Source organism: Methylomagnum ishizawai (genome assembly GCF_900155475.1).
GTDB classification, from domain to species: Bacteria; Pseudomonadota; Gammaproteobacteria; order Methylococcales; family Methylococcaceae; genus Methylomagnum; species Methylomagnum ishizawai_A.
Genome location: NZ_FXAM01000001.1, coordinates 2,934,001 through 2,958,248 on the forward strand (window position 1 = coordinate 2,934,001; position 24,248 = coordinate 2,958,248).

At 64.5% G+C, this 24,248-nt stretch carries 24 protein-coding genes and 1 pseudogene; 12 read left to right on the forward strand and 13 right to left on the reverse strand.

Annotated elements, in window-relative coordinates; translation table 11 throughout:
* Positions 1-136: 136 nt before the first annotated feature.
* The gene (locus B9N93_RS12940) at positions 137-823 is read right to left on the reverse strand and encodes a TMEM165/GDT1 family protein (RefSeq protein WP_085214278.1); all 687 of its coding nucleotides are present in this window, start codon (positions 821-823) and stop codon (positions 137-139) included.
* 11 nt (positions 824-834) lie between these two features.
* On the reverse strand, positions 835-1,755 hold the full coding sequence (locus B9N93_RS12945; RefSeq protein ID WP_085214280.1) for a ZIP family metal transporter: 921 nt from the start codon (positions 1,753-1,755) through the stop codon (positions 835-837).
* Between the two features lie 240 nt (positions 1,756-1,995).
* Between B9N93_RS12945 and surE the strand changes: the two genes are divergently transcribed.
* From surE to B9N93_RS12965, 4 genes are all read left to right on the forward strand, one after another.
* Positions 1,996-2,751 carry a 5'/3'-nucleotidase SurE gene (gene surE, locus B9N93_RS12950; protein WP_085214282.1) on the forward strand — a complete coding sequence of 252 codons (756 nt, stop codon included), beginning with the start codon at positions 1,996-1,998 and terminating at the stop codon, positions 2,749-2,751.
* Complete coding sequence (locus tag B9N93_RS12955; RefSeq protein WP_085214284.1) at positions 2,748-3,407, forward strand: protein-L-isoaspartate(D-aspartate) O-methyltransferase; 660 nt, start codon at positions 2,748-2,750, stop codon at positions 3,405-3,407. The genes surE and B9N93_RS12955 overlap by 4 nt, the downstream gene beginning before the upstream one ends.
* An 80-nt stretch (positions 3,408-3,487) precedes the next feature.
* Entirely contained in the window at positions 3,488-4,099 is a 612-nt protein-coding gene (locus B9N93_RS12960) for a DedA family protein (RefSeq protein ID WP_085214286.1), read from the forward strand.
* Positions 4,100-4,150: 51 nt separating this feature from the next.
* Positions 4,151-6,844, forward strand: a complete 2,694-nt coding sequence (locus B9N93_RS12965) for a bifunctional acetate--CoA ligase family protein/GNAT family N-acetyltransferase (RefSeq protein WP_085216273.1) — start codon at positions 4,151-4,153, stop codon at positions 6,842-6,844.
* 133 nt (positions 6,845-6,977) lie between these two features.
* Here B9N93_RS12965 and B9N93_RS12970 read toward each other — a convergent pair.
* Both B9N93_RS12970 and B9N93_RS12980 read right to left on the reverse strand, forming a co-directional pair.
* Positions 6,978-7,939: pseudogene (locus B9N93_RS12970) on the reverse strand (IS3 family transposase); the annotation flags it as partial.
* A gap of 462 nt (positions 7,940-8,401) precedes the next feature.
* Positions 8,402-8,686 carry a PilZ domain-containing protein gene (locus tag B9N93_RS12980; RefSeq protein ID WP_085214293.1) on the reverse strand — a complete coding sequence of 95 codons (285 nt, stop codon included), beginning with the start codon at positions 8,684-8,686 and terminating at the stop codon, positions 8,402-8,404.
* Between the two features lie 151 nt (positions 8,687-8,837).
* On the opposite strand from B9N93_RS12980, the gene recB reads away from it, so the two are divergent.
* The 3 genes from recB (at position 8,838) to B9N93_RS12995 (ending at position 13,083) form a co-directional block, all read left to right on the forward strand.
* Positions 8,838-12,464: an exodeoxyribonuclease V subunit beta gene (recB, locus tag B9N93_RS12985; RefSeq protein ID WP_085214295.1), complete on the forward strand. Its 3,627-nt coding sequence runs from the start codon at positions 8,838-8,840 to the stop codon at positions 12,462-12,464.
* 63 nt (positions 12,465-12,527) lie between these two features.
* A complete protein-coding gene (locus B9N93_RS12990) occupies positions 12,528-12,722 on the forward strand; it encodes an MbcA/ParS/Xre antitoxin family protein (RefSeq protein WP_085214298.1) in 195 nt (64 codons plus the stop codon).
* Positions 12,723-12,765: 43 nt separating this feature from the next.
* On the forward strand, positions 12,766-13,083 hold the full coding sequence (locus tag B9N93_RS12995) for an RES family NAD+ phosphorylase (protein ID WP_217807303.1): 318 nt from the start codon (positions 12,766-12,768) through the stop codon (positions 13,081-13,083).
* 11 nt (positions 13,084-13,094) lie between these two features.
* Here the strand turns inward: B9N93_RS12995 and B9N93_RS13000 are convergent, their stop codons facing one another.
* From B9N93_RS13000 to B9N93_RS13035, 9 genes are all read right to left on the reverse strand, one after another.
* Positions 13,095-13,319 carry a hypothetical protein gene (locus B9N93_RS13000; protein WP_085214302.1) on the reverse strand — a complete coding sequence of 75 codons (225 nt, stop codon included), beginning with the start codon at positions 13,317-13,319 and terminating at the stop codon, positions 13,095-13,097.
* A 52-nt stretch (positions 13,320-13,371) separates the two neighbouring features.
* Positions 13,372-13,962: a YcbK family protein gene (locus B9N93_RS13005; protein WP_254899390.1), complete on the reverse strand. Its 591-nt coding sequence runs from the start codon at positions 13,960-13,962 to the stop codon at positions 13,372-13,374.
* The gene (locus B9N93_RS24740) at positions 13,959-14,258 is read right to left on the reverse strand and encodes a hypothetical protein (RefSeq protein WP_125468974.1); all 300 of its coding nucleotides are present in this window, start codon (positions 14,256-14,258) and stop codon (positions 13,959-13,961) included. The genes B9N93_RS13005 and B9N93_RS24740 overlap by 4 nt, the downstream gene beginning before the upstream one ends.
* The gene (gene mtnC / locus B9N93_RS13010) at positions 14,259-14,939 is read right to left on the reverse strand and encodes an acireductone synthase (protein WP_085214304.1); all 681 of its coding nucleotides are present in this window, start codon (positions 14,937-14,939) and stop codon (positions 14,259-14,261) included.
* Positions 14,936-15,496: a 1,2-dihydroxy-3-keto-5-methylthiopentene dioxygenase gene (locus B9N93_RS13015; protein ID WP_085214306.1), complete on the reverse strand. Its 561-nt coding sequence runs from the start codon at positions 15,494-15,496 to the stop codon at positions 14,936-14,938. Before B9N93_RS13015 ends, mtnC begins: the two co-directional genes overlap by 4 nt.
* Positions 15,493-16,107, reverse strand: coding sequence for a methylthioribulose 1-phosphate dehydratase (locus B9N93_RS13020; RefSeq protein WP_085214308.1), 615 nt, complete (start codon positions 16,105-16,107; stop codon positions 15,493-15,495). The genes B9N93_RS13015 and B9N93_RS13020 overlap by 4 nt, the downstream gene beginning before the upstream one ends.
* A gap of 108 nt (positions 16,108-16,215) precedes the next feature.
* Positions 16,216-17,469: a right-handed parallel beta-helix repeat-containing protein gene (locus B9N93_RS13025; protein ID WP_085214310.1), complete on the reverse strand. Its 1,254-nt coding sequence runs from the start codon at positions 17,467-17,469 to the stop codon at positions 16,216-16,218.
* Positions 17,466-19,307, reverse strand: coding sequence for an exodeoxyribonuclease V subunit alpha (recD, locus tag B9N93_RS13030; protein WP_085214312.1), 1,842 nt, complete (start codon positions 19,305-19,307; stop codon positions 17,466-17,468). Before recD ends, B9N93_RS13025 begins: the two co-directional genes overlap by 4 nt.
* A 52-nt stretch (positions 19,308-19,359) precedes the next feature.
* A complete protein-coding gene (locus B9N93_RS13035; protein WP_085214314.1) occupies positions 19,360-19,842 on the reverse strand; it encodes a thiosulfate oxidation carrier protein SoxY in 483 nt (160 codons plus the stop codon).
* A 196-nt stretch (positions 19,843-20,038) separates the two neighbouring features.
* Between B9N93_RS13035 and B9N93_RS13040 the strand changes: the two genes are divergently transcribed.
* The 5 genes from B9N93_RS13040 to B9N93_RS13060 all read left to right on the forward strand — a co-directional run bounded on the left by B9N93_RS13040 (position 20,039) and on the right by B9N93_RS13060 (position 24,239).
* Positions 20,039-21,268: a tetratricopeptide repeat protein gene (locus B9N93_RS13040; protein WP_085214316.1), complete on the forward strand. Its 1,230-nt coding sequence runs from the start codon at positions 20,039-20,041 to the stop codon at positions 21,266-21,268.
* Positions 21,269-21,356: 88 nt separating this feature from the next.
* Positions 21,357-22,466, forward strand: a complete 1,110-nt coding sequence (locus B9N93_RS13045) for an LBF_2804 family protein (RefSeq protein ID WP_085214318.1) — start codon at positions 21,357-21,359, stop codon at positions 22,464-22,466.
* 235 nt (positions 22,467-22,701) lie between these two features.
* Positions 22,702-23,103, forward strand: a complete 402-nt coding sequence (gene flgB, locus B9N93_RS13050) for a flagellar basal body rod protein FlgB (protein ID WP_085214320.1) — start codon at positions 22,702-22,704, stop codon at positions 23,101-23,103.
* Between the two features lie 2 nt (positions 23,104-23,105).
* Positions 23,106-23,543 (forward strand): flagellar basal body rod protein FlgC, encoded by a 438-nt coding sequence (gene flgC, locus B9N93_RS13055; protein WP_085214322.1) that lies wholly within the window; start codon positions 23,106-23,108, stop codon positions 23,541-23,543.
* A gap of 12 nt (positions 23,544-23,555) precedes the next feature.
* Positions 23,556-24,239, forward strand: a complete 684-nt coding sequence (locus B9N93_RS13060) for a flagellar hook assembly protein FlgD (protein WP_085214324.1) — start codon at positions 23,556-23,558, stop codon at positions 24,237-24,239.
* Positions 24,240-24,248 lie beyond the last annotated feature (9 nt).

A 24,248-nucleotide genomic window follows, 5' to 3' on the forward strand; every position in this document is an offset into this window, starting at 1 on the left:
GGCTGTGGGTTGCGGTGAGGAGGGGCATTTTACGCCAGCGATGTAGGCCGGTCATCGCGTTTCCGTTTGTATCCGGGTCTTCCAGGATTTGAAATTCTCGATCCGCACCCGTTCAAGCATCGCCCATTCCTCCCAATCAACCGGCCCAAGCCTTAACCCAAGCCTCAGCCAAATCCCACCACCCCGGCGGCACCGCCTCATGCGCCGCGAACAGCGCGAACCCCAGGAACAACACCCCGCCGATCCGGTGTATCACATGCTGCGGCAGTTTCCGTAACACCGTCCGCCCGGCCCAGATACCGAGGGCCGAAGTGGTGGACAAGGCCAAGGTCGCGCCCAGCCACACCGGCACCACGGGTTCCGCCGCGCCCAACCCCGCCACCGCGATCTGGGTCTTATCGCCAAACTCGGCCAGGAAGATCATCAGGAAGGTGGTCACGAAGATGCCATGCCCGGTCTTTTCCTCGACCTCGCCGTCCGCGTCTTCCTCTTGCGCGAGCAAGGCGCGGATGCCGAACCCCGCGAACAACACCGCCACCCCACCCGCCACCACATTTGGCGGCAACCATTCCCCCGCCGCCGCGCCGAAAGCCACGGCGATCAGATTCAACAAAGCGAACGCCAGCACCGAACCCCACAACACCGGGCTATGCCGATGCCGTGCCGCCAGCGCCATGCACACCAGTTGGCTCTTGTCGCCGAATTCCGCCGCGCCCACCAGGGCGAAGGTGGTCCCCGCCGCGCCCCAGCCCCGCGCCCAATCCAAGGCGGGCAAGGTCCGCTCCGCCCAGGCCGCAACCTCGGCAATCAATCCGCACGCCATCGCCGCCCCGCTCAGGTCAAGAGGTTGTCGAGGATCATCATGACGATGAAGCCGAACAGCACCGCGAAGGTGGCGTAACGGGCCTTACCCCGCGATTGGGTCTCGGGGATGATATCGTCGCTGATGACGAACAGCATCGCCCCCGCCGCGAACGCCATGCCGATGGGCAGCAAGGGCAGGAACACCGTCACCATCGCCACGCCCAGGAACCCGCCCACCGGCTCGATCAAGCCGGTCAGCAAGGCGATCAAGGCCGCTTGTTCGCGCTTATAGCCCAGGGCCACCAAGGGCATCGCCACCGCCAAGCCTTCCGGGATATTCTGCAAACCGACGGCGATGGCGATGGCAACCCCGTTATGCCAATCGCCGCTGCCGAAACTCACGCCCACCGCCCCGCCTTCCGGCAGGTTGTGCAGGACGATGGCGGCGATGAACAGCCAGACCTTGCGCAGCGAATCGAAGCGCTCGCCCTCTTCCAGGTATTTTTCGTAGGGCAGCCATTGATCGGCCAGCACCAGGAACACCGCCCCGGCCATGATCCCCGCCGCCACCACGTACACCCCCCAGCCCGGCCACAACTGGTTGCCGAACTGAATCCCCGGCACGATCAGCGAAAATGCCGTCGCCGCCAGCATCACCCCGGCGGCACCGCCCAGCATGGCGTTCAAGGCGGTGCGCGACACCTCCTTGACGAACAGCGCGGGCAAAGCCCCCAAGCCGGTGGCGAGTCCCGCCAGGATGCTGGCCAAGGCGCCCAGGGCGATGATGCGGTCCACGAAGTAATAGAGGAAGGCCAGGAGGGCCGTGGCGAAAAAGGCGAGCGAGCCGACCAGCACCAGTTTTTGGGCCAAGGGCGGCAAGGCGGCGTATTTCCGATAAAGCGGCTGGGTTTTGATTTTGGCGGCGAAGGCGCAGCAAGCGTTCGGGTTCATGGTCCGCGTTCCTGGGTAAGATAAGGGCCGCTCACGGCGGGGGACCGGCAATGGTCGGGGAATCCACCCCGCAGCGTCAAGGCGGATGATCAAGGAACCACCAAGTTCCCACGGCCCGGTATTCCCTGTCTCCCCGGCATGACAAGCCAACCTGCCATCCCCGGAAAAACCCCGGAACACGCCCGTCCCGTCTCCGCCGTTCTTGTGTAGAATGCCTGCAATCTTAGGGAGTTAACGGATATGCATATCTTGTTGAGCAACGACGATGGCTATGCCGCCGAGGGTCTGGCGGCCTTGGCGCAAGCCCTCAAACCACTGGCCGATTTGACCGTGGTCGCCCCCGAGCGCAACCGCAGCGGCGCGAGCAATTCCCTGACCCTGGACCGCCCGCTGCGGGTCGGGAAAGCCCACAATGGCTTCCTCAAGGTGGACGGCACGCCCACCGATTGCGTACACCTCGCCATCACCGGCCTGTTGGAACGGGAACCGGACATGGTGTTCGCCGGCATCAACCACGGGGCCAACCTGGGCGACGATGTGATCTATTCCGGCACCGTGGCCGCCGCCACCGAAGGCCGGTTCCTGGGCCTGCCCGCCGTCGCCATTTCCCTGGCCGGCAACAACCCCAGCCATTTCGACACGGCGGGCCGGGTCGCCGTGGCCTTGCTCAAGCGCATAGAGGCCCAGCCGCTGCCGCCCGACACCTTGCTCAACGTCAACGTGCCCGACCTGCCCTGGGACAGCCTCAAAGGCTTCCGCTCCACCCGCCTGGGCCAGCGCCACAAGGCCGAACCCGTGGTCCGCACCAGCGATCCCAGGGGTCGGGAAATCTACTGGGTCGGCTGCGCCGGCCCCGAGCAGGACGCCGGGCCGGGCACCGACTTCCACGCCATCCGCCACCACTATGTCTCGGTCACGCCCTTGCAGATCGACCTGACCCGCTACGAGAGCCTGGACCCGCTGGGGGATTGGCTACCCCAGGAGATCGACTTATGAACCAACGCCTTCAGGGCATCGGGATGACCTCCCGCCGTACCCGGGAGCGCATGATCCACCGCCTGAAAGAACAAGGCATCACCCATCCGGCGGTGTTGAAAGTCATGCTGGAAACCCCCCGGCATATCTTCGTGGAGGAAGCCCTGGAAAGCCGGGCCTACGAAGACACCGCCCTGCCCATCGGCTTCAACCAGACCATTTCCCAACCCTATATCGTGGCGCGGATGACCGAGTTGCTGCTGGAACCCGGCGTCCCCGACAAGGTGCTGGAAGTCGGCACCGGCTCCGGCTACCAAACCGCCATCCTGGCCCAACTCGCCAAGCGGGTGCATACGGTGGAGCGCATCTATCCCCTGCAACAGCGCGCCCGCCGTTGCCTGCAAGACCTCAACCTCCGCAACGTGCGCATGAAACACAGCGACGGCGGCTGGGGCTGGGAGGAATACGCGCCCTACGACGCCATCATCGTCACCGCCGCCCCCGCCGAAATCCCGCCCGCCCTGCTCGAACAAATGGCCCGGCGCAGCGTCATGGTGATCCCGGTCGGCGATGGCCGGGCGCAGATGTTGAAGCGGGTGGTCCGCACCGAGGTCGGCTACCAGGCGGAGGAGGTGGAGCCGGTGATCTTCGTGCCGCTGTTGCCGGGTGTGGTCTAAACCCAGACCGCGCCGATTGGATACGGCCCGAATCCGGCATAACCGGGCGCACCGCCTCTTCAACCTCCACAAGGAATCCCATGCACGAACTCATCAACTGGCTGGTAGAAACCATCGGCACCCTGGGCTATCCCGGCATCTTCCTGCTCATGGCGATGGAAAGCTCGATCTTCCCCATCCCCAGCGAAGTGGTGATGCCTCCCGCAGGCTACCTCGCCCAGCAGGGCAAGATGGATATGACCCTGGTCATCCTCTGCGGCACCCTGGGTAGCCTGGCGGGTGCCTATGCCAATTATTTCGTGGCGCGGTGGCTGGGGCGGCCCTTGGTCATCAAATACGGGCGCTATGTCTGGATCACCGAACAACATTTCGACCGGGTGGAAAGCTTCTTCCTGCGCCATGGCGAAATCTCCACCTTCATTGGGCGCTTGCTGCCGGTGATCCGGCACTTGATTTCGATCCCGGCCGGCATCGCCCGCATGGACCATCTCAGGTTTTCGCTCTACACCACGGTGGGCGCGGGACTATGGGTATCGATCCTGAGTTGGATCGGTTATTTCATCGGCGCGGAACGGGAATTGATCGTGCGCTATTCGCATCAGGCGGTGTTGGGCGCGGTGGGATTCAGCGCGGTGCTGGTGGCGGTCTATGTCGTCCTACATCGGCGCAAGCTGGCCAAAGCCGCCCAGTAACCCGTCGCCCGGATTCCGTTGCCCCCCCGGGCCACCTCGATGGCACCCACCATGAGCCAGCATTACCTGCAACCCCTGTTCGCCCCACAAGCCATCGCCGTATTCGGTGCCTCCGACCAAACCGGCACGGTAGGCGGACGGGTCTACCGCAACCTCGTGGCGGGCGCTTACGGCGGGCCGATCTACCCGATCCAGCCCGGACCGGCCACGCTCGGCGACCGGCCTTGTTTCCCCAGTCTCGAAGCCCTCCCGGCGCGGGTGGACCTCGCCATCCTCGCGGTCCCGGCAACGGCGGCTCCCAAACTCATCCACGCCTGTGGCGCGGCGGGGGTGAAAGCGGCCTTGATCCTGCCCGAAGACCACGAGGACGCCACCAGCCCGGCCCTGGAACGCCCTTTACAGGAAGCCGCCACCCGCCAGGGCGTCCGTCTGCTCTGCCCCCGCGGTTTCGGCTTCATGCGGCCCGGACTCGGCCTCAACGCCACCGACAGCCACAACACCGCCGAACCCGGCTCGCTGGCCCTGGTTTCACAATCGGGGGCGATGTGTACCGCGATCCTGGATTGGGCCTGCGCCCATCGGATCGGCTTTTCCGCCGTGGTCGCGGTGGGCGGCGGGCCGGGGGTGGATTTCGGCGATACCCTGGACTATCTGGCCCTGGACCCCCACACCCGCAGCATCCTGGTCTATCTCGAAGGACTGCGGGACGCCCGCCGCTTCATGAGCGGCCTCAGGGCGGCGGCGCGGCTCAAACCGGTCATCGCCATCAAGGCCGGGCGCTATGCCGAGGGTTCCCGCGCCGCGCTATCACATACCGGGGCGTTGATCGGCAGCGACGATGTGTTCGACGCGGCCCTGCGCCGGGCCGGCGTGGTACGGGCCAAGAGCATCGAGCAGATGTTCGCCGCCGCGCAATTGTTCGCCACCCGCCACCGCCTGCGCGGCCAACGGCTCGCCATCGTCACCAATGCCGGCGGTCCCGGCGTGATGGCGACCGACCGGGCGGTCGAACAAAACATCCGCCTCGCCGAACCCGGCCCGGCCACCCTGGCACAACTCGACGCCGACCTGCCCGCCACCTGGTCCCGCGCCAACCCGGTGGACCTCTCGGACGCCGCCACACCCGAACACTACGCCGCCGCCGTCACCGCCTGCCTGAAAGATGAACAGGTCGATGGCGTCCTCGTCCTGCTGACACCGCAGGCCACCACCCAACCCACCCAAGCCGCCGCAGCCGTGATCCAGGCGGCGGCGCACACCAGCAAGCCCCTCCTGGCCTGCTGGCTGGGCGCGGCCCAGGTCCAGGAAGGCCGCGAATTGTTCGCCCACCATAAAATCCCCAGCTTCACCAACCCGGAAAGCGCCCTCGAAGCCTTCGCCTTCCTCGCCGCCTTCCACGACAACCAAAAGCTGCTGCTGCAAGCCCCCGGTCCGCTCGCCAGCCAGACCCCGCCGGATATCGTGGGTGCCCGCCTGATCGTCGAAGGCGCATTATCGGAACGCCGCAGCCAGCTCAGCGACCTGGAAACCCGCGCTCTGCTCCGCGCCTTCCACATCCCCATGGCCCCGGCCCTCACCGTGCATACGCCCAACGAGGCGCTGGCGGCGGCGGAATACCTGGGCTTCCCGGTGGCGCTGAAAATCCTCGCGCCCGAGTTGGTCCATAAATCCGACGTGGACGGGGTCAAACTCAATGTCGAGGGGGCCGGGACCGTGCGCCCGGCCTATAACGATCTGCTGGCGGCGGTCCGCGCCCGGCGTCCCGGCCTCCAAATCGAGGGCGTCACGGTGGAAAAGATGTACCGCGACCCCAAAGGCCGGGAACTGCTGGTCGGCATCGTCGACGACCCGGTGTTCGGCCCGGTCATCGCCTTCGGCGCGGGCGGGACCACAGTGGAAGTGCTGCGCGACCGCGCCGTCGCCCTGCCGCCGCTCAATGAACATCTGGCCGAGACCCTGATCCAGGCAACCCGCACCGCCAAACTGTTGGATGCCTTCCGCAACCTGCCCCCGGTCGATCACGCGGCCCTGGTCGGCGTGTTGCTGAGATTGTCGGAACTGGCCTGCGAACTCCCGGAAATCAAGGAACTGGACATCAACCCGCTGATGGCCGACGACCGCGGCGTCCTGGCCCTGGACGCCCGCATCGTGGTCCAGCCCCGCCCGGCGGGACGCCACCGCTACGGCCATATGGCGATCCACCCCTATCCCCTGCATTGGGTCGAACACCTGCAACTCAACGACGGCACCGATATCCAAATCCGCCCGATCCGCCCGGAAGACGCCGAACTGGAACGGGCCTTCGTGCGCGGCTTGTCGCCGGAAGCCCGCTTCTTCCGCTTCATGAACACGATCCAGGATTTGAGCCAGGATTTGCTGATCCGCCTGACCCAGTTGGACTACGACCGCGAACTGGCCCTGCTCGCCACCACCGTGCAGGACGGGCGCGAAACCGCGCTGGGCGTGGCCCGCTACGCCACCAACCCGGATGGACGCACCGCCGAATTCGCCCTGGTCATCGCCGACGGCTGGCAACAGCACGGCCTGGGCACGCGCTTGATGCACAGCCTGATCGAAGCGGCGCGGGATAAGGGTTATGTGGCTTTGGAAGGCGAGGTGTTGGCGAACAATACCAAGATGCTGGGCTTGATGAAGAAGCTGGGTTTCGCCAGCCGGATCAGCCCGGAAGATGCGGGTTTGATGTGGGTCAGCAAGGCGCTTTTATCCGGGGCGTTGAATGAATAGCGGGAGTGGCGAGTTGTTCTTTTTATTGTCAAAACTATCGGACTGTATTTTGATTTGCGTGCGTTATTCGTGACATTAAGCGGATTATTTTCCTAACATCCCGATTCAGGGTGTTAGGCAGGTCCGCCGCTCACAGCCGTTCGACGAAGATGTTGTCCAGGGCCCGCCCGCGCCCGTCCATGCTGATGGCGACGCCGTGCTCCTTCAGCTTTCCCGTGAAGGCGTCCGAAGTGAACTGGCAGCCTTGGTCGCTGTTGAAAATCTCCGGGGCACCGTAGGCACCCAGCGCCTGTGCCAGGCAGTCCACGCAGAAGCCGCTGTCCAGCGTGTTCGAGACCCGCCACGCCAGCACCTTGCGCGAGTACCAGTCGATCACGGCCACCAGGTAGACGAAACCGCGCGGCAAACGCACGTAGGTGATGTCGGCTGACCAGACCTGGTTTGGACGGTCGATCTCCACGCCGCGCAGCAGATAGGGATAGATTTTGTGCCGGGGATGCGGCTGGCTGGTGTTCGGCCCCGGCGCCATTCCCGCCAGCCCCAACTTCCGCATCAGCCGCTGGACCCGCTTGCGGTTGACCCGGTGCCCCAGGTCGCGCAGGTGGCGCACCATCCGGCGGCTGCCGTAGAACGGATGCCGGGTGTATTCCGCGTCGATCAGCGCCAGGAGTTCCAGGTCCCGGGCGCTGGGCTCACGCTCGCGGCGGGGCGCGTACAGCGCCGAGCGGGACACCCCCGCCAAGGCGCACTGACGGCTCGGCGCTAATGGCCCTCCCCGGTCGATCCAGCCCTGGCGTTCCCTCAGTGGCCGATCCCGGACTTTTTTTTCAACCAGTCCAATTCCATCTTCAGCCGCCCGATCTCCGAGTACAGCCGCTCGGCGCTCGCCGACTCGTCCACCACCTTCGGACCCCGCTTGGCCTCGAACAGGCTTCCCGCCTGCTCCTGGAGTTCCTTCTTCCACAGCCCCACCTGGGTCGGATGCACCCCGAACTCCTGGGCGATCTGGTTGACCGTGCTCACCCCCCGAATCGCCTCCAAGGCCACCTTCGCCTTGAATTCCCCACTGAACACCTTGCGTTTCTTCTCGCTCACTTTTGACTCCGGTTTCTCCACCGTCACCATCTTAAATGACTGTCCGGAAAACGGGGTCCACTATAAAGTCCCTCTTCCGCCACGGACTCGACTTCCTTCGCAACACCGTCTTGAACCTCGCCGAAAAATTCGCCAACTTCATCTGGGCTTTGAAGATTTTGTCCTGTACTTAGGCCTTTTTGTTTTTCCGAAAAAAATTCCGAAAATCATTCCTTCCCGGCGGGTTTCGCCCTCCCCGGCTTGCGGTTGTAGACCCGTTCCGTAATCTTTGGATCGGTGTGCCCTGCCCCGGCCCGGCGCTCGGCTTCCTCGGTGTCGGCAAGTGTTCAACAGGGCTGCGGAATGGACGCGACCGGGATCGCATCGGCTCCGCCAGGACGAAAGGGGAAGCGGTTCGAGCCGATATTTATGGGATGGCAGGCTCGCCCTGGGATTTAGACCTGGAAACCGCGCCTTGCCCGCCTACACCGGCTTCCGGGTCGAAGGGTCGAAATGGAAACCGGCATAATACCGGCCTTTGTCGAGGGGAGTGAGCCGGGTCAAGGTGGCCCAGACTTCAAGGTCCAGGCTGGGTAGCTTCATCCGTACCACGCTACCGGCCTCCAACAGGGGGTCGCCGTTGAAATAACCCCCACAGCCATCCAGAGACAAATCCCGCACGCATAATTGCGGCGAGCCTCCTTGCCGGAGGACCAAGGCGGTGGACCTGAAAGGCCGACGATAATGTTGTCTACGATTTGCATACATGACACCCTCCTTTTATAGCGATTTTATAATGATTATTGAACGTCAGCGAGCCATGCATCCCTGGAATGACTATAACCGCGCCCGATAAGGGTTTTGGCAAGACTTTCATGACCCAAAGCTTATTTTAACGCATCCCTAATCGGACCCATATATGGCCATCTCGCCCAACTCTGAATTCAACGTCTATCAAGCCGAACTCTCCGGGCTCACCCTGGTCGAGGCCAGCGCCGGCACCGGCAAAACCTGGACCATTTCCGGGCTTTACACCCGCTTGATCCTGGAACCCGGCTTGAGCGTGGATCAAATCCTGGTCGTGACCTATACCAAAGCCGCCACCGCCGAGCTACAGGACCGCATCCGCAAGCGTCTCAGGGACGTACTAGCGGCGTTGGAAACCGGCGATGCCAATGGCGACGAATTCTGCCGCGCCATGCTCGAATTCCACCTCCCCAACAAAGCGTTGGCGATCCGGCGCTTGACCCGCGCCATCGGCGGTTTCGACCAGGCGGCGGTGTTCACCATCCATGGCTTCTGCCAGCGGCTCCTGAGCGAGAGCGCCTTCGAGTCGGGCAGCGATTTCGATTGCGAAATCCTGCCCGACGAAACCGAGTTGCTGCGCGAAATCGTCGATGATTTTTGGCGGTGCGAAGTCTATCCCGCCGCGGAAGCCTGGGCCGGGTTCCTGCTCGAACAAAAGCAATCGCCCGATCTTTGGCTGGGGGAAATCGCCGGGCATGTCGGCAAGCCCTTTTTGAAAGTGCTGGGCGCGGAGGACCGGGCCGACACGGCGGCGCTGGAAGCCGCCTTCCACGCCGCCATGCGGCGGACCGCCCTGGCTTGGCATCGAGACCGGGCGGGCATTGCGGCATTGCTGCTGAATCATCGCGGCTTCAATGGCAAGAAGATCACCGCCGCCAAGCTCAAACTGTGGCTGGCCGAGGCCGACGCCTATCTCGCGCCCTGGCCGCTGGACGGTACGGCGGGCCTGCCTAGCCTCGCCCTGCCCGAAGGCATCACCAAGCTGGGCGCGGCCACCCTGGCGACCTGCATGAACAAGGGCCACGAGCCGCCGCAGCATCCGTTCTGCGAAGCTTGCCAAGCCCTCATGAGCGCCGCCGAGTGTTTGCGCACCGCCTATGCCGCCCGGCTCTTGGCCTTGAAACCGCGCTTGCTGGACTTCTGCGACAAGGAATTAGTACGGCGCAAGACCCTGGCCCGCGTGTTCTCCTACAACGATTTGCTGAACCGGCTGGCGACGGCGCTGGACGCCGGACAGGGCGAACGGCTGGCCGCGACCATCCGCCGCCGCTACCAAGCCGCCCTGATCGACGAATTCCAGGACACCGACCCGGTGCAATACCGCATCTTCCGCCGGGTGTACGGCGATGGCGGCCAGCCGGTATTCTTCGTGGGCGATCCCAAGCAGGCGATCTACGGTTTCCGGGGCGCGGACGTGTTCAGCTATCTGGAGGCGCGCGGGGCCGACAACATCCGGCGCGGGACGCTGATGCGCAACCAGCGTTCCGAACCCGGCTTGATCCGGGCGGTGAACGCCTTGTTCCTGGGCCGGGAGCGCCCGTTCCTGCTGGACGATATCCCCTACCCGGAAGTCGCGCCCGCCCACCGCGCCCGCGAGCCGCTGCGCATCCCGGACGATGGCGGCGAACCCTTGCGTTTCCTGATATTGCCCGCCGAGCAGGATAAAGAAGGCGATCCGGTTCCATTGGGCAAAGGCACCGCCGCCAGCCTCGCGGCGGAAGGCACGGCCCACGCCATCGCCCGGCTCTTGCGTGGCGCGGCGGCGGGCCATAACCGCCTGGGCGAGCGCCCGCTCAACGGCGGCGATATCGCCGTCCTGGTGGCGACCCACCACCAAGCCCGGCAGGTCGAGGCGGCCCTGCGCCTGTGCGGCGTGCCCAGCGTGCGCCAGGGCCAGGACAATGTGTTCGAGAGCGGCGAAGCCTTGGAATTGGAACGGGTGCTGCTCGCCATCGCGTCGCCGGGCCGCGAATCCCTGATGAAAGCCGCCCTCGCCACCGAAGTGATGGGCTATAGCGCCAACGCCATCCACCGGCTGCAACAGGACGAACCGGGCTGGGAAAAACTGTTCGAGCGCTTCCAGACTTATCATCAGCTCTGGTTACGCGAAGGTTTCATGCCCATGTTCCGGCGCTGGTTCGAGGAAACGGGCGTCACCCGGAACCTTCCCGACTACCGCGACGGCGAACGCCGCCTGACCAACCTTTTGCACCTCGCCGAACTACTGCAAGTCGAAAGCCGCCGCAAAGCCGGTATCGACACCTTGTTGACCTGGTTCGGCCATACCCTCCGCCAAACCGCGAAAGCCGGCGAAGCCGCCCAACTGCGCCTCGAAAGCGACGCCCAGCGGGTGAAGATCGTCACCGTCCACACCAGCAAGGGCTTGGAATATCCCATCGTGTTCTGTCCCTTCGTCTGGGATGGGCGCTTGATGCAGCGCCTCGCCACGGCCATCCTGTTCCACGACGGCTGCGAGCCAGTGCTGGACCTGGGTTCGCCCCAGATCGAAACCCACCGCGCCCAGGCGGTGTTGGAGGAAATGTCGGAGAAGCTCCGGCTGTTGTATGTAGCGCTGACCCGCGCTATCTACCGCTGCCATGTGGTGTGGGGCGATGTGCGGAACGGGCGCGATCCGGGCGAAGGCTTGCATACCACCGCCCTGGGCTGGCTGTTGCACGGCAATCCCGGGATCGACGTCGCCGCAGATCCCGCCGCCGCGCTGGCACAACGGCTCGCGCAAGGCGGCCATCCCCTGATCCTCAAGGATGTGCAAGCGTTCGCGGCCAAACTGGACGGCGGGGCCAGTGTGGAACCCCTGGATTGCGCGCCATTGAACTATCGCGCCGCCGACATCGACCCGGCCCCGGAACCCGCGGCCCGTGGCTTTTCACGCAAAGGGCTTTATCCCAGTTGGCGCATGAGCAGTTTCACCGGGCTCGCCACCGGCCGCCACAGCGAAGACCCCGATTACGACCTGTCCGCCGAACCCGACACCGACGACGAAGTACCGGCCAGCGATTCCATGTTCGCCTTCCCGCGCGGGGCCAAGGCCGGGACGTGTTTGCACGCCATCCTGGAGGATTGGGATTTCACCCATCCCGACGGCGACAAACTGGGCGAATGGGTGAAACGCAAGCTCAAGGCCCACGGCCTGGACGAAGCCTGGACCGCCACCGTCCGCAAGAACATCGAAGCCCTGCTGGCGACCCCGCTCAACAAGGAAGGCGTGCGCTTGGGCGCGATCCCGCCGGAACAGCGGCTGGTGGAAATGGAATTCACTTATACGATCCGGGGCGGTTCGGGGCGGCGGTTCCAACAACTGTTGGAAAACCCGGAGCACGGCTGCGACCCGCGCTTCGCCCAGGCGGCGCGGCACCTGGATTTCAAGTACATCGAAGGCTATATGAAGGGCTTCATCGATCTGGTATTCGAGGCGGGTGGGCGCTATTACCTGGCGGATTACAAATCCAACTGGCTCGGCAACGCCTATGCCAAATACGCCCCGGCCCGCTTGGGCGCGGCCATCGCCCGCGACCATTATTATCTGCAATACCTGATCTATACCGTGGCTCTGCACCGCTATCTGGGACAACGGCTGCCGGGCTACGACTACGGGCGGGATTTCGGCGGGGTGTTCTACCTGTTCCTGCGCGGCATCAAGCCGGGGCAGAAGACCGGGATTTACTGGGATAGGCCGGGGTTGGCCTTGGTGGAGGGATTGGATGGGGTGATCGGATAGCGGGATGTCCCGCCCCACCGGATTGGTTTACCCTATCCCCTGGTATTCATCGGAGGTCGCACCATGGCAAACATGGAACCCATCGGTTTTCTTGTGCGGGCATCGGGGGAATCAGACCGCCTTGGCCGGATATTGGCCCACGCCAAACGGGTCTTGGGTGCGCGGGATAAAGCATCGGAATGGCTGCACCGCCCCAACCGCGCCCTGGATGGCACGACTCCCCTGGCCTTGCTCGACACCGACAACGGCGCGGCCTAGGTCGATGACATGCTGGGGTGGTGGGGGAACACGGGGTTTTCAGTTGATCCGGGCTTGGTGGTTATGCCAAACGGCGCACGGGGCCGGGGCGTTCGATGGCGAGGATGCCCGGCGGTATGGCGGGCGCTGGAATCACAAGGAAAGTGCGGTCGTCTATACCGCCGCGACCCAATCCCTGGCGGCACTGGAAATCCTGGTCCATACGGATAGCGGTTTGCTGGCGGTAGAATATCTGGCGGTTCCATCCGCGATTATTCCCACCGAAACCAACGATCTCCTCAATCCGGCGCACCGGGATTTCGCCCAGCTGCGGATCGGCGAACCTTCCAACTTCACCTTCGACCCACGGCTCCGGCGCTGAACCCAGCGGCGTTATCCCTCAAAATCCCCTTCGCCCATTAAATCGAACACCAAAGTCACCGTCTTGCCGGTCTTGGTGTTGGTGGCGGTGAAGGTGGCCGCGCCGCCCTCCATCCCCACGCTCTCGATCTCGACCGGCGGATCGTCGTATTCCTCTTCCGGGATATCCAGTTCGTCCATCAAGGATTGATTCTCCTCGGCGCTCAGTTCCATATTGCCATCTTCGTCGATACGCATCGCTGCTACTCCTTAAAATTCAAAAAAGCCGAGGGATCAAGGCCGGTCCCGCTTACCAGGAGCGCACGTCGCCGGTATCCAGATGCACGAAATCATGGCGTGGATAATAACCGACTCCGCCCTGTTGCAGCGCCAAACCCACCCGGCGGATGGTGTGGGTATCCACGTCGGTCATGCGGATGTCCACCGCCTTGCCTTCGATATGCATGGAATGCTCGGCCACGCCGTGGCTGATCTTGCGGAGCCAGCTATTGGTTTCGGGCGAGCGGTAGGCGGAAATGATCTTGAACGTGCCGTTGCTGCCGGTGAAGACCGACACGGCGAAGAGAAGGTCCAACAAAGCCGGGTCCATGGGCCGGGACACCTCGGCGTGGTGGTCGCGCAGGAAATAGTTGAGGCGTTCCAGGAGACGGGCATCGTATTGCTGCTCGGGACAGCACAGGATGTTCATCTCCTCGTCGGTATTCACGTTATGGAACGAGAGCAGGCGTTCGCGGCTGAAGCTCTTGGCGACGGCCTCGGCGGAGGGCAACAGCATCGCGCCGACGGCGGCGGCACCCGCCCGCTTAAGGAAACCGCGGCGCGACAGGCCACGGACCGGAAAATCCTGGCGGTCCAGGACGAGTTTGGATGGGTTGCTCACGGGAAGTCCTCTTCGATGGAAAAGAAGCAAGCGGTCTTCGCATAAGCATCGAGGAATTCTCCGTAGCCCCCTGACACAAGCGGGTGCGGTTGGGCGGGGAATTCTTCGATACTTGGGCGGGAAATATTTCCCTGGTCGAAAGCCGGGCACTTTACTTGGAAAGCCACGGCAGGATCAACCTTTAATTGCGACGAACTACAAAGCACGAACCGCGCCACCCCGGAACCGGCCCGCCGTGGACCAAGGACTCCGGGAATGGACAAAAACAGCATGAAAAACAATGGATTGGCGGACAATCAGGCTATTTCCGCGATGGCGTCGAAATCCGGCACGGCGGGGTGGATTGCAGGACCGGGCCGGGCCGGGCCGCGCACCAGCCAGCGGGTGGCGAATCCCGCCGCCCGGGCCGCGTCCAGTTCGGCGACGATATCGGACAGGAACAGGATCGCGCCGGGTTCCAGGCCGATCTGGCGGGCGATTGCCCGGTAGGCATCCGGCGCCTGCTTGGGGCCGGTGCGGGTATCGAAATAACCCGAGAACAAGGGCGTCAAATCGCCATATCCGGTATGGGCGAACAGCAGTTGCTGAGCCTGGACCGAGCCGGAGGAAAACACGTACAGGGCCAGCCCCGCCGCGTGCCACTCCTTCAACTTCCGCGCCGCATCCTCGTAGACATGGCCGAAGAACGCGCCGGAACGATAGCCTTCTGCCCAGATCATCCCTTGCAGCGCCTTGAGCGGCGGGGCTTTGCGGTCTTCCGCGATCCAAGCCAAAAGCTGGGCGATAGCCCGTTCACACTCCGGCGCGAAACCGCCCAACGCACTGGTTTCGTCCAGCAAACGCACCACTTCGGGATCGTCGCCATGGGCGCGGACGAATCCTGGCAAGCGTTCGCGGGCATAGGGGAACAGCACATCCTTGACGAAGGACAGCGAGGAAGTCGTGCCTTCGATATCGGTGAGGATCGCCTTAATCATGCGTAGGCGGCCAGATATTGCTCGAACTTGGGGAAGCTTGCGGCAATGGCCGAGCCGGTGAAATTAGCGACCCAGCCCTCGGGCGTGGCGAAGAAGCGGATGCATTTGAAAGCGGGATTTTCGCCCATGTCGAACCAGTGCTGGATGTTGTCCGGCACGCTGATGAGGTCGCCCTGTTCGCATAGCACGGCGTAGACCTTGCCCTCGGCGTGCAGGTAGAACAGCCCCCGGCCCTCGACGAAGAAACGCACCTCGAAATCGTCGTGGGTGTGTTCGCTGAGGAATTTGGCGCGGAGTTCATCTTTCTGGGGATGGTCGGGCTTGAGGCTGACCACATCGACCGAATGGAATTCGTAGCGGTCGATCAGCCGGTCGATGGAATGGCGGTAGGCGGCGATCACCGTGTCTTGATCGGCCTCGTGGGAGAATTCATGCTCGGCCTGCCAGCGCTCGAACAGGACGCCGATCTCCCACAGCCGTTCAGCCATGAGGTCGGGATCGGTGATGCGTTCGGCCTGGGCCGGGTTATCGGCGGGGTGTATGGTGAGTACGCTCATAGGGTTTTGACTCCGTGCAAGCGGATTTCAAGATCGAACAGGAATTCCAAAGCCTCGACATGGCGCAGGGCGTCGGCGACCGAGTCGCCCCAGGTATAGAAACCATGCCCGGCGATGATGTAGCCATAAATATCGCCGTGCAGTTCCAGGTATTCCTCGACCCTGAGGGCCAGCCTCGGGATATTCTGGTCGTTGGGGAAGATCGGGATGGCGATGCGGCTTTCGTGGGTGGCAATCCCGGCCAGCGCCTTCAGCAGTTCATAATCCTCCAGCACCACCTCATCGCGGAACAGTCGGGACACCAGGGTGGCGCTGGGACCGTGCGGATGCAGCACCGCGCCCATCGCGGGATAACGGCGGTAGAGCGAGGTATGCAGCAGGGTTTCGGCGGAGGGCTTTTTGCCGTCGAGGGAACGGCCCTCGGCGTCGATCAGCATGATATCGTCCGGGGTGAGTTGGCCCTTGTGGCGGCCCGAGACGGTGATGGCGATGCGGCCATCAGCCAGGCGGGCGGAGAAATTGCCACTGGTGGCGGGCGCCCAGCCCTTGCCGTGGATGAAACGGCCGGCCTCGATGATCTCGTCGGCGCGGCGCTGGAATTCGTCGTTCATGGATTGCCGGATAGCGCTGAGAAACGCCGCATTGTAGTCGCCGCCAAGGGATGGCTCAATGCGAAGCGATGCTGAGCTTATCGCGGAAATCCCGCCAGCCCATCCATTTCATAAGGCACCGCCCGGCTTCGGCAGCGATTCCAGGGAGCCATCGAATGGCGGCAAACCCGCTTTTTGCCGGTCGTCGAACCAGTGGTCGCCGATTTCGCGGATGGTATCCAAACCGGGCGCGTCCACGCCGACCAGCCGGTTCCCCACCAGGGCGATGGGTCCGAGTTCCCGCCCCCGCAACAACAGCTTGCGCCAACGCCCGCCCGCATCGAACACCACCCAGTTATCCTCCAGCGTGAGCGAATGGCCTCCGGCCAGCATCCGCCCCGGCTCCAAACCCAGCCCGATCATGTCGTTGTTATCCGAATGCGGTCCTTGTTGGATCACGCTGCGCCGCACCACGAGGTTGCCGCCGCCATAGGCGTCGATGGCGCGGGAATTATGGCCGTCCAGGGCGGCGAGGACGCTATCCTCGACCGTCAGTTGACCCAGGCCGGTCTTGAGGGTGTGGCCTTGGTGCTGGATCGACAGGATACGGGTGCGCCGGATCAGGGCCGCGTCGCCCCAAAGATAGAACCCATGCCCGAATTTGCCATGGGTCTGGCCGCCGCGATCCCCGATGAAGGTCGAATCCTCCACCGTCAAGCGCCCGCCGACCTGGCCCAACAATCCATCCTGCACCACATGGCAATGGATATCCCGGATCGTCAAATCGCGGGTGCCGGGATCGAGCCGGACGCACGCCCCGTTGCCGTCCTCGACCTCGGCCCCGGTGATCTCGAAGCCCTCGATGACGATGCCCGTCGCTGCCGTCACCAAGGGCGCTTTGCCCATGCACACCCCGCCTGCCAGGTGGGCGCGTCGCCCATCGGCCCCGCGCAGCCCCTTGAGGACGAGCGGCTTGTCGATGACCGCGCAATCGCCATGGGTCTCCGCCGCGACCCGGATTTCGCCGCCGGGCGCGACCTGCCGCACCGCGCTTTGCAAATCGCGGGCATCGCAGCCCTGGGCGCAGACGCTGAGGCTGGCGCGGGAGGGCGGCGGCGCGGTTGGCGGAGGCGGTGGGACGGACGCGGGCCGGGCCGCTTCGGCACGCGATTCGGGCGGGGCCAGACGTTTGATGGCATCTTCCAACTCGCGCAGACGGCGCTCCTGCGCGGCCATCGCCTGCCGGAACTCCTGGCGCAGGGACTCGACCTGTTGCGCGACCCCGCCATCGCCCGGACAAGCCGGTTCCGGCGCGGCCCCGACCCCGCCCGTCGCACTCAAAACCAGCGCCAGCGCGGCGGCTCTGGCCGATTCGCGGCTCATTGGCCACCACGCCACAAACGTTCCCCCAAGCCCGAAGACGGACGCGGCGAACTTTTGATCGCCCCTTCCAACACCGCGGGCAAACCGCGGATTTCAGCTTTGTGGCGGGCGCGGGTGATGGCGGTATAAACCAAGGGCCGGTCCAATACCGGGCTTTCAGCCTCGGGCAGCAGTAGCAAAACCTCGTCGAATTCCGAACCCTGGCTCTTATGCACGGTCATGGCGTACACGGTCTCATGTTCGGGCAACCGCCCCGGCGCGAAGCCGCGCACCCGGCCATCGGCATCCTCGAAATAGACCCGGAGCTCCCCTTCCAGGAACAAAGCCACGCCGATATCACCGTTGAACAAGCGCAGGTCGTAATCGTTGCGGGTCACGATGACCGGACGCCCGGCATACCAGCGGGTACCGGGCCACAACCGCCGCTGCGCCCATAGCCGCTCCTCGAATTGCCGGTTCACACCCCGCGCCCCGCGTCCGCCCTCGCGATGGGCGGTCAGCACGCGGAAGCGGTCGAAGGCCCGCAGGGTTTCCCGCGGCTCGGCTTCGGCGTCCACCGCCGCGAAATAAGCGGCGTAGCCCTGCGCCATGCGCTCGGCCAAGTCCTGGACCTGCTTGCCGCGCTCGCGCACAAAAGCCAGATCGGCATGATCGCCCTTGTTCAACAAATCCAGCGCGGGCTTGGGGCGGCCTTCGTTGACCAAGCGGGCCAGGGCACCGATGCCGCTGTCCTCGCGGAAGCGATGGCTATGGGTCAGCAGGGCCACGCAATTGGAAAGCGCCGGGGGGAACATATCGCTGCTGGCGACCGGCACGCCCGACGCCTCGCGCAATTGCGCGGCGAAATCCAGGCCGTAGCCCTGGCTGGCGCAAAGATCGCCAAACACCGAACCCGCCTCCACCGCCGCGAGTTGGTCCTTGTCGCCCAAGAGAATCAAGCGGGCGTGTTCCGGCAGGGCATCGACCAGCTTCGCCATCAGGGCAAGGTCGATCATCGAGGCCTCGTCCACCACGGCCACATCAACGGGCAGCGGATTGTCGCGATGATGGCGGAAATACACCGAATCGGGCCGCGCGCCCAGCAAGCGGTGCAAGGTGCAGGCGGTGTCGGGGATGGCGGCGCGGAGGGCGTCGGGGCAATCCAGTTTTTGCTTTTGGTTGCGGATGGCTTCCTGCACCCTGGCGGCGGCTTTGCCGGTAGGGGCGGCGAGGGCGATACGCAAAGGCCGGTCCCCGGCCTGGGCTTGCAGGGCGGCGAGGATACGCACCACGGTCGAAGTCTTGCCGGTACCCGGCCCCCCCGAAATCACGCAAAACCGCCGCAACACCGCCACCGCCGCCGCCAATTTCTGGCGGTCGGGGATTTCCCGGTTATGGGCGAACAAACGGTCGAGATCGGCCCGGAGGCGCGGGAGGTCGATACCTGCCGCAGGGCTTTCGGCCAAATCCAACAACCGCTCGGCCAGTTTGCGCTCGTAATTCCAATAGCGGGCCAGATAGAGGCGCGAACCCGTATCGAGGATCAAGGGCGCGAACTGGCCGGGCGGGCCGACCAAGCGCGAGCGCCCCAACCGTGCCTGCCACTCGGCGAGGGCGGGCAGTTCGACCGGATCGGTCCCGTCCTCGGGCAGGATCGTGGTACCGGCATAATCGGCGAGGCGCAGGCAAACCTGGCCTCCGGCCACCGCCAGACAGGCCAGCCGCACAGCCCAAGCCACCGCCGGATCGTCCTCGCCGCCCAAACGGCACAGATAGGCGGCGAATTGCCGACCCAGAGGTGAACCCTCCGGCACGGGCGGTGGGACGGCGGGTTTGACGGCGGGGGTTTCGGCACTCATGGCACACTCGGCGGAAAGCTTGGGATGCGGAATGATAGGTCGAAACCCCGCCTCAACCACAACCGCCCACCATCACCCTGACCTGTCGGCTCGCGCCATAAAACCGGCCCCCGGCCTCGACGAGGGCCAGCACCGGACCGGAGGCGTTGAGCTTGACCCGGAGCGAGGCGTAACCGTCCGCGCCGTGCTCGAAATCGAAGCGGGCCAACAGCGGTCCGGGATTGTTCTCAGCGAAGATGAACAACCGCGTGGTATCGGGCAAGCGGCTTTCGACCGTGACCGGCACAATGGCCCCGTTCTCGGCCAGGGACGGAACCTCCAGAGCGACCGCCGGGGATTCGGTCCAATCACGCCCGCCCAAGACCGCGGCCAAAGCCGCCGGGAACGCCCCGGATGGCGGGTCGCCCCCTCCGGCGGTGGCCGACCGCGCCGCCCCCCATAGCGGACGTCCACCCGCCAGCGCCGCCGCCCAGCCCGCCAACCACCGCAAAAACCCCCGCCGCGTCCCGGCCCCGTCTTGCGCTTGCATCGTCATATCCACTCCTTAAAATTTCCGCCAAACCGCGTTCGTCCGGTCCCGCCCGCCTGGGAAAAACCGATTGTCTTGTATACTTGCCCCGCCTATCGTACCGTCCGCCCCAACACCCATGAACCCCACCCGCCCCGGTCCGCAAGCACCACGGCGGGCTTATACTTAACCTTCCAAACCGCAGCCCATCCAAGGTAAGCCTATGAGTCTATGGAAAAAATTGCTAAAAATCGGTCGGACGGAACCCGCCAAGCCAGAACCGCAACCCACAGCGGAAGCCACCCCGTCCGCCGCGTCCTCCGATCCGGCTCCCACCGATCCGTCGGAAACTGACGCCCTCATCCAGGAGCCCGAAACCGAAGCGGAACCCACAGCGGTGGAAGAAGAAGCCGAAGACACGGTCGAAGACCCCACCGGGCCACGGCCTGGCGCGACGGCCCAGCGCGGTGCGAAAACCAGGGAATCCGACGCGGTTCTCGCCCAACGCGAAGTCCTCAGGCGCTCCCCAGACGCGGCCGGCTTCGCCCAGTTGGCCCGGCTGCTGATCGAGGATAAAGCCCTCCAGACCGCACTCGCGGAAACCGTGCGGAGCTTGACGCAATACCCGGATTCCACCGAACTCCTCGCGCTCAAGGGCGACATCCATCTGGGGATCAAGCAATGGGCCGAAGCCGAAACCGCCTTCCGGCAAGCCCTGGCGCAAGCCCCCGAGTGGCCCGCCGCCCTGCGCGGCCTCGCCCTGCTGGCGGAAAAGGCCAAGGACTGGGAACAAGCCCTGGTCCGCTGGCAAACCTGCCAACAGTACCATCCCGACCATCCCGACGCCGCCGACTGGCGGGCTGCCGAGGTGCGGGCGCTGATCCGTCTAGGACGTCATGAAACGGCGGAAACCCTGGCTACCGAACTGGCCGCAAGCCATCCCGAGCGGGCGGCCGGCCCTGTCGCCCTCGCCCAAACCGCCGCCGCCCGCCAGGATTGGGAGGCCGCCATCCAGCGTTGGCAAACCTGCCTGGAACGCTTCCCGGACCATGGCGACGCCGCCGATTGGCGGGTCGAACTGGCCGCGGCCCTGGTCCAAGCCGGCCACCATGGCGCAGCGAAACAGCATTACCGGACCCTGCTGGACCAAAACAGCCACCTGCTGGACGCCTACGAAGGCTTGGCCACCATCGCCGAGGCGCAAGACCAAGCCGACAAGGCCATCGACCGCTACCAGGATTGCCTCGCCCTGCGGCCCAAGCATCCCAAGGCCAAGCGCTGGCGGTTCAAGATCGGCAACCTGCTGATGAAGCTCGGCAAGCTCGAAGCGGCGGAATGCGAATTCCAAGCCCTGGCCGACCAATACCCCGGCGAAGCCCTGGGCGAGAAAGGCTTGCAGAGAATCGCCAAGCTGCGCAGCCGACCCACCAAGCCAGCGGCGAAGGCGGAATAGGCGCTCCCCGCCCCGCGGATTCCTTGGAATCCGCGGGGCGGCCCCCCGCGCCCCCGCCGCCGATTTCCCCAAGGCCCAGAGCCCAGCCATGGAACGCCTCTACCATCGCTTCTTCGACGCCCTGCCGATCCGCTTCCCGCACAGCGACGAAGACCTGCATCTGCTGACCCCGGAGGAACTGCGGCGGGTGCGCCGCACCGAACGCCGGGCCATGGTGGCGGCGGTCCTGATCGAACTGGTGGCCTATCTCGCGATCTTCCTGCCGATCTACGCCTTCCCGGATGTCTTCGAAGGCCAAGCCGGGCGTATCGGCGGGCCGTTCCTGCACCTCGGGAACGGCATCCACTGGGAACGCGGGCTTTGGATGCTGGGCATAACCCTGTTGGAATTGTACGCGCTGTTGCTCCTGAATCTCGCGGCGGTCCACGGCATCGCGGTGGCGACCGGCTATATCCGGCGCGACCGGCGGGCCGGGGAAACCCACGGCCTGATCCGCATCGCCCTGGAACGGCGCTCGGGCGAGCAACGGGTCTACGGCATCGACCCGTTCGAGGGCTTGACGCCCTGGCTGGTCTATCTCTACCTGTTGTTCAACCGGCTCAAGGGCTTGATCGGCAGCGCCCTGATGCGGGCGGCGCTGTCGAACCTGTTCGGGCGGGAGTTGCTGCGGGTCTACCTGGATTTCTCGGGGATGCCGATCTACATGGCGGTCAACGCCTACACCACCCATACGATCCTGCGCAACGCCAGGGTGGTGGTGATGGGCCAGACCTCCATCGATCTCATCGTGCGGCGCTTGCCGGAATTCCGGCCCGAGCCTGCGGAACTGGGGCTGATCTACGACACCCTGCAATATATCGCGGTCAACAAGCGCGATTTCCACGCCAACCATTACCATCTCACCAAGGCCGTGGTCGAGTGGTTCGGCATCCCGGTCGAACCCTACCATCCGCTGCCGCCGGATTATCTCCAAAAGCTCAAGACGGCCCGCCCGCGGGTCGCCGATATCTGCCATCTCATCATCGTGCTGGGCTTCCTGCTGGACGGGCGCTTGTCCGGGCGGGAGCGCCGCCAACTGGCCCGGTTGCGGGAACTGGGGGTGTTGGACCTGAGCGCGGCGGACTTGGAAGACTACCTGCGCGATTTCGTCGATGGGCAGGGACTGGAAGCGGTCACGGCCCGCTATCTCGGCGGTTAGCGCCAGGAATCCGTCACTGCTACATTGGCAAATCCTACCCACCCGCACCGCGCCATCCGGCCCGCGACCGGATCGTGCCACCGGCCCTCCGCACCTCATATCTCTTTGAATTCAAAGAATTAGCCTGGGCAAGCGGTCGCGGAACCCGCCCTCCCCGCCCGTCCGAATTCCGCCATTCCCCACTCGTGGCACGGCTTCTGCAAAATCCGTCGCAACCGTACACGAGGATTCCGCCATGGGCAGCATCAGTTTCGCCAACGCCTTAGGGATACACCCGCTCGCGCTCAAGCTGCGCGACCGCCGCACCGAACTCCTGGCCTCCAACCTGGCGAACGTCGATACGCCGCATTACAAGGCCCGCGATATCGATTTCCGCAAGGTGCTGAAGGGCGTGACCGACCCCGACCCCGCGCTCGGCCTGAGCCTGACCCATCCCGCCCATATCGATATCGACCCCATCCCCAAGGAACCCCCGACCCTCTACCGCATCCCGGCCCAGCCCAGCATGGACGGCAACACCGTGGAATCGGAGCAGGAACATGTCCGCTTCGGCGAAAACGCCCTGCAATACGAAGCTTCGCTGAATTTCGTCGGCAGCGATTTCGCCGGTCTCAAAACCGCCATCAAAGGAGAATAACCATGCCTTCCTTCAAGATTTTCGACATCGCCAGCTCCGGCATGGCGGCCCAGACCGTGCGCCTCAACCTGGTGGCGAGCAACCTCGCCAATGCCGAGACCGTCAGCAGCAGCATCAACAACACCTACCGCTCGCGCCAGCCGGTGTTCGCGGCCCAGCTCAAAGACGCTCTGGGCCAAAGGGTGGACAAGGGCCAGGCCGACGAAGCCGTGGGCGTCGAGGTCTTGGGCGTGGTGGAGAGCCAGACACCGATGCGGGTGGAATACGTCCCCAGCCATCCCTTGGCCAACAAGGACGGTTATATCTTCCGGCCCAACGTCAACCCCATCGAAGAACTCACCAACATGATGTCCGCCTCGCGTTCCTACCAGGACAACACCGAGGTGGTGAACACCGCCAAGCAGCTGATGCTGCAAACCCTGCGCATGGGCCAAGCCTAAGGAGCAACCGCCATGGCCGTGGATACCAATACCTTGCAAGCCCTGGGGCTCTCGCCCGCCGCGACGGCGGCGACGAGCGGCACCCGCACCGCCAACAACAAGCTGGTCAGCCAGGACCAATTCCTCAAGCTGATGACCGCCCAGCTCAACAACCAAAACCCGATGAGCCCGCAGGACAGCACCCAATTCCTCAGCCAGATGGCCCAGTTCAGCATGGTCAGCGGCATCCAGGATTTGCAGTCCTCGTTCAACAGCTTTTCCGGCGCGATCCAACAAAACCAATCGCTGTCGGCGTCCAATCTGGTCGGGCATTCGGCTTCGGTCGCCTCGGACAAGGCGATGCTGCCGGGCAATGGCACGCTGAAGGGCGAGATGGTGCTGCCCGCCGCCGCTTCCGCGGTGACGCTGCGGATCACCGACAGCAACGGAACCTTGATGAAGGTGGAAAACCTGGGACCGCAAAGCCAAGGCAACCTACCCTTCGCCTGGGACGGCACCCAGGACGGCGGCGGCCTGGCCCAGCCGGGGCTTTACACCGTCAAGGCCGAGGCGGTCATCGGCGGCCAAACCACGGCCCTGACCACCCAGGCCACCGCGCCAGTGACCGGCGTGACCTTGGGCGGGGCCAAGGGGATGCAGGTGGAACTGCAAGGGCTCGGCAGCTACGCCCTGAGCGATATCCAATCCGTGAATTAACCCGAACGA

Excerpts from the sequence above, each read along its gene's own strand:
- B9N93_RS12940 (WP_085214278.1), bottom strand. The coding sequence starts at position 823 with ATGGCGTGCGGATTGATTGCCGAGGTTGCGGCCTGGGCGGAGCGGACC.
- B9N93_RS12945 (WP_085214280.1), bottom strand. The coding sequence starts at position 1,755 with ATGAACCCGAACGCTTGCTGCGCCTTCGCCGCCAAAATCAAAACCCAG.
- surE (WP_085214282.1), top strand. The coding sequence starts at position 1,996 with ATGCATATCTTGTTGAGCAACGACGATGGCTATGCCGCCGAGGGTCTG.
- B9N93_RS12955 (WP_085214284.1), top strand. The coding sequence starts at position 2,748 with ATGAACCAACGCCTTCAGGGCATCGGGATGACCTCCCGCCGTACCCGG.
- B9N93_RS12960 (WP_085214286.1), top strand. The coding sequence starts at position 3,488 with ATGCACGAACTCATCAACTGGCTGGTAGAAACCATCGGCACCCTGGGC.
- B9N93_RS12965 (WP_085216273.1), top strand. The coding sequence starts at position 4,151 with ATGAGCCAGCATTACCTGCAACCCCTGTTCGCCCCACAAGCCATCGCC.
- B9N93_RS12980 (WP_085214293.1), bottom strand. The coding sequence starts at position 8,686 with ATGTATGCAAATCGTAGACAACATTATCGTCGGCCTTTCAGGTCCACC.
- recB (WP_085214295.1), top strand. The coding sequence starts at position 8,838 with ATGGCCATCTCGCCCAACTCTGAATTCAACGTCTATCAAGCCGAACTC.
- B9N93_RS12990 (WP_085214298.1), top strand. The coding sequence starts at position 12,528 with ATGGCAAACATGGAACCCATCGGTTTTCTTGTGCGGGCATCGGGGGAA.
- B9N93_RS13000 (WP_085214302.1), bottom strand. The coding sequence starts at position 13,319 with ATGCGTATCGACGAAGATGGCAATATGGAACTGAGCGCCGAGGAGAAT.
- mtnC (WP_085214304.1), bottom strand. The coding sequence starts at position 14,939 with ATGATTAAGGCGATCCTCACCGATATCGAAGGCACGACTTCCTCGCTG.
- B9N93_RS13015 (WP_085214306.1), bottom strand. The coding sequence starts at position 15,496 with ATGAGCGTACTCACCATACACCCCGCCGATAACCCGGCCCAGGCCGAA.
- B9N93_RS13020 (WP_085214308.1), bottom strand. The coding sequence starts at position 16,107 with ATGAACGACGAATTCCAGCGCCGCGCCGACGAGATCATCGAGGCCGGC.
- B9N93_RS13025 (WP_085214310.1), bottom strand. The coding sequence starts at position 17,469 with ATGAGCCGCGAATCGGCCAGAGCCGCCGCGCTGGCGCTGGTTTTGAGT.
- recD (WP_085214312.1), bottom strand. The coding sequence starts at position 19,307 with ATGAGTGCCGAAACCCCCGCCGTCAAACCCGCCGTCCCACCGCCCGTG.
- B9N93_RS13035 (WP_085214314.1), bottom strand. The coding sequence starts at position 19,842 with ATGACGATGCAAGCGCAAGACGGGGCCGGGACGCGGCGGGGGTTTTTG.
- B9N93_RS13040 (WP_085214316.1), top strand. The coding sequence starts at position 20,039 with ATGAGTCTATGGAAAAAATTGCTAAAAATCGGTCGGACGGAACCCGCC.
- B9N93_RS13045 (WP_085214318.1), top strand. The coding sequence starts at position 21,357 with ATGGAACGCCTCTACCATCGCTTCTTCGACGCCCTGCCGATCCGCTTC.
- flgB (WP_085214320.1), top strand. The coding sequence starts at position 22,702 with ATGGGCAGCATCAGTTTCGCCAACGCCTTAGGGATACACCCGCTCGCG.
- flgC (WP_085214322.1), top strand. The coding sequence starts at position 23,106 with ATGCCTTCCTTCAAGATTTTCGACATCGCCAGCTCCGGCATGGCGGCC.
- B9N93_RS13060 (WP_085214324.1), top strand. The coding sequence starts at position 23,556 with ATGGCCGTGGATACCAATACCTTGCAAGCCCTGGGGCTCTCGCCCGCC.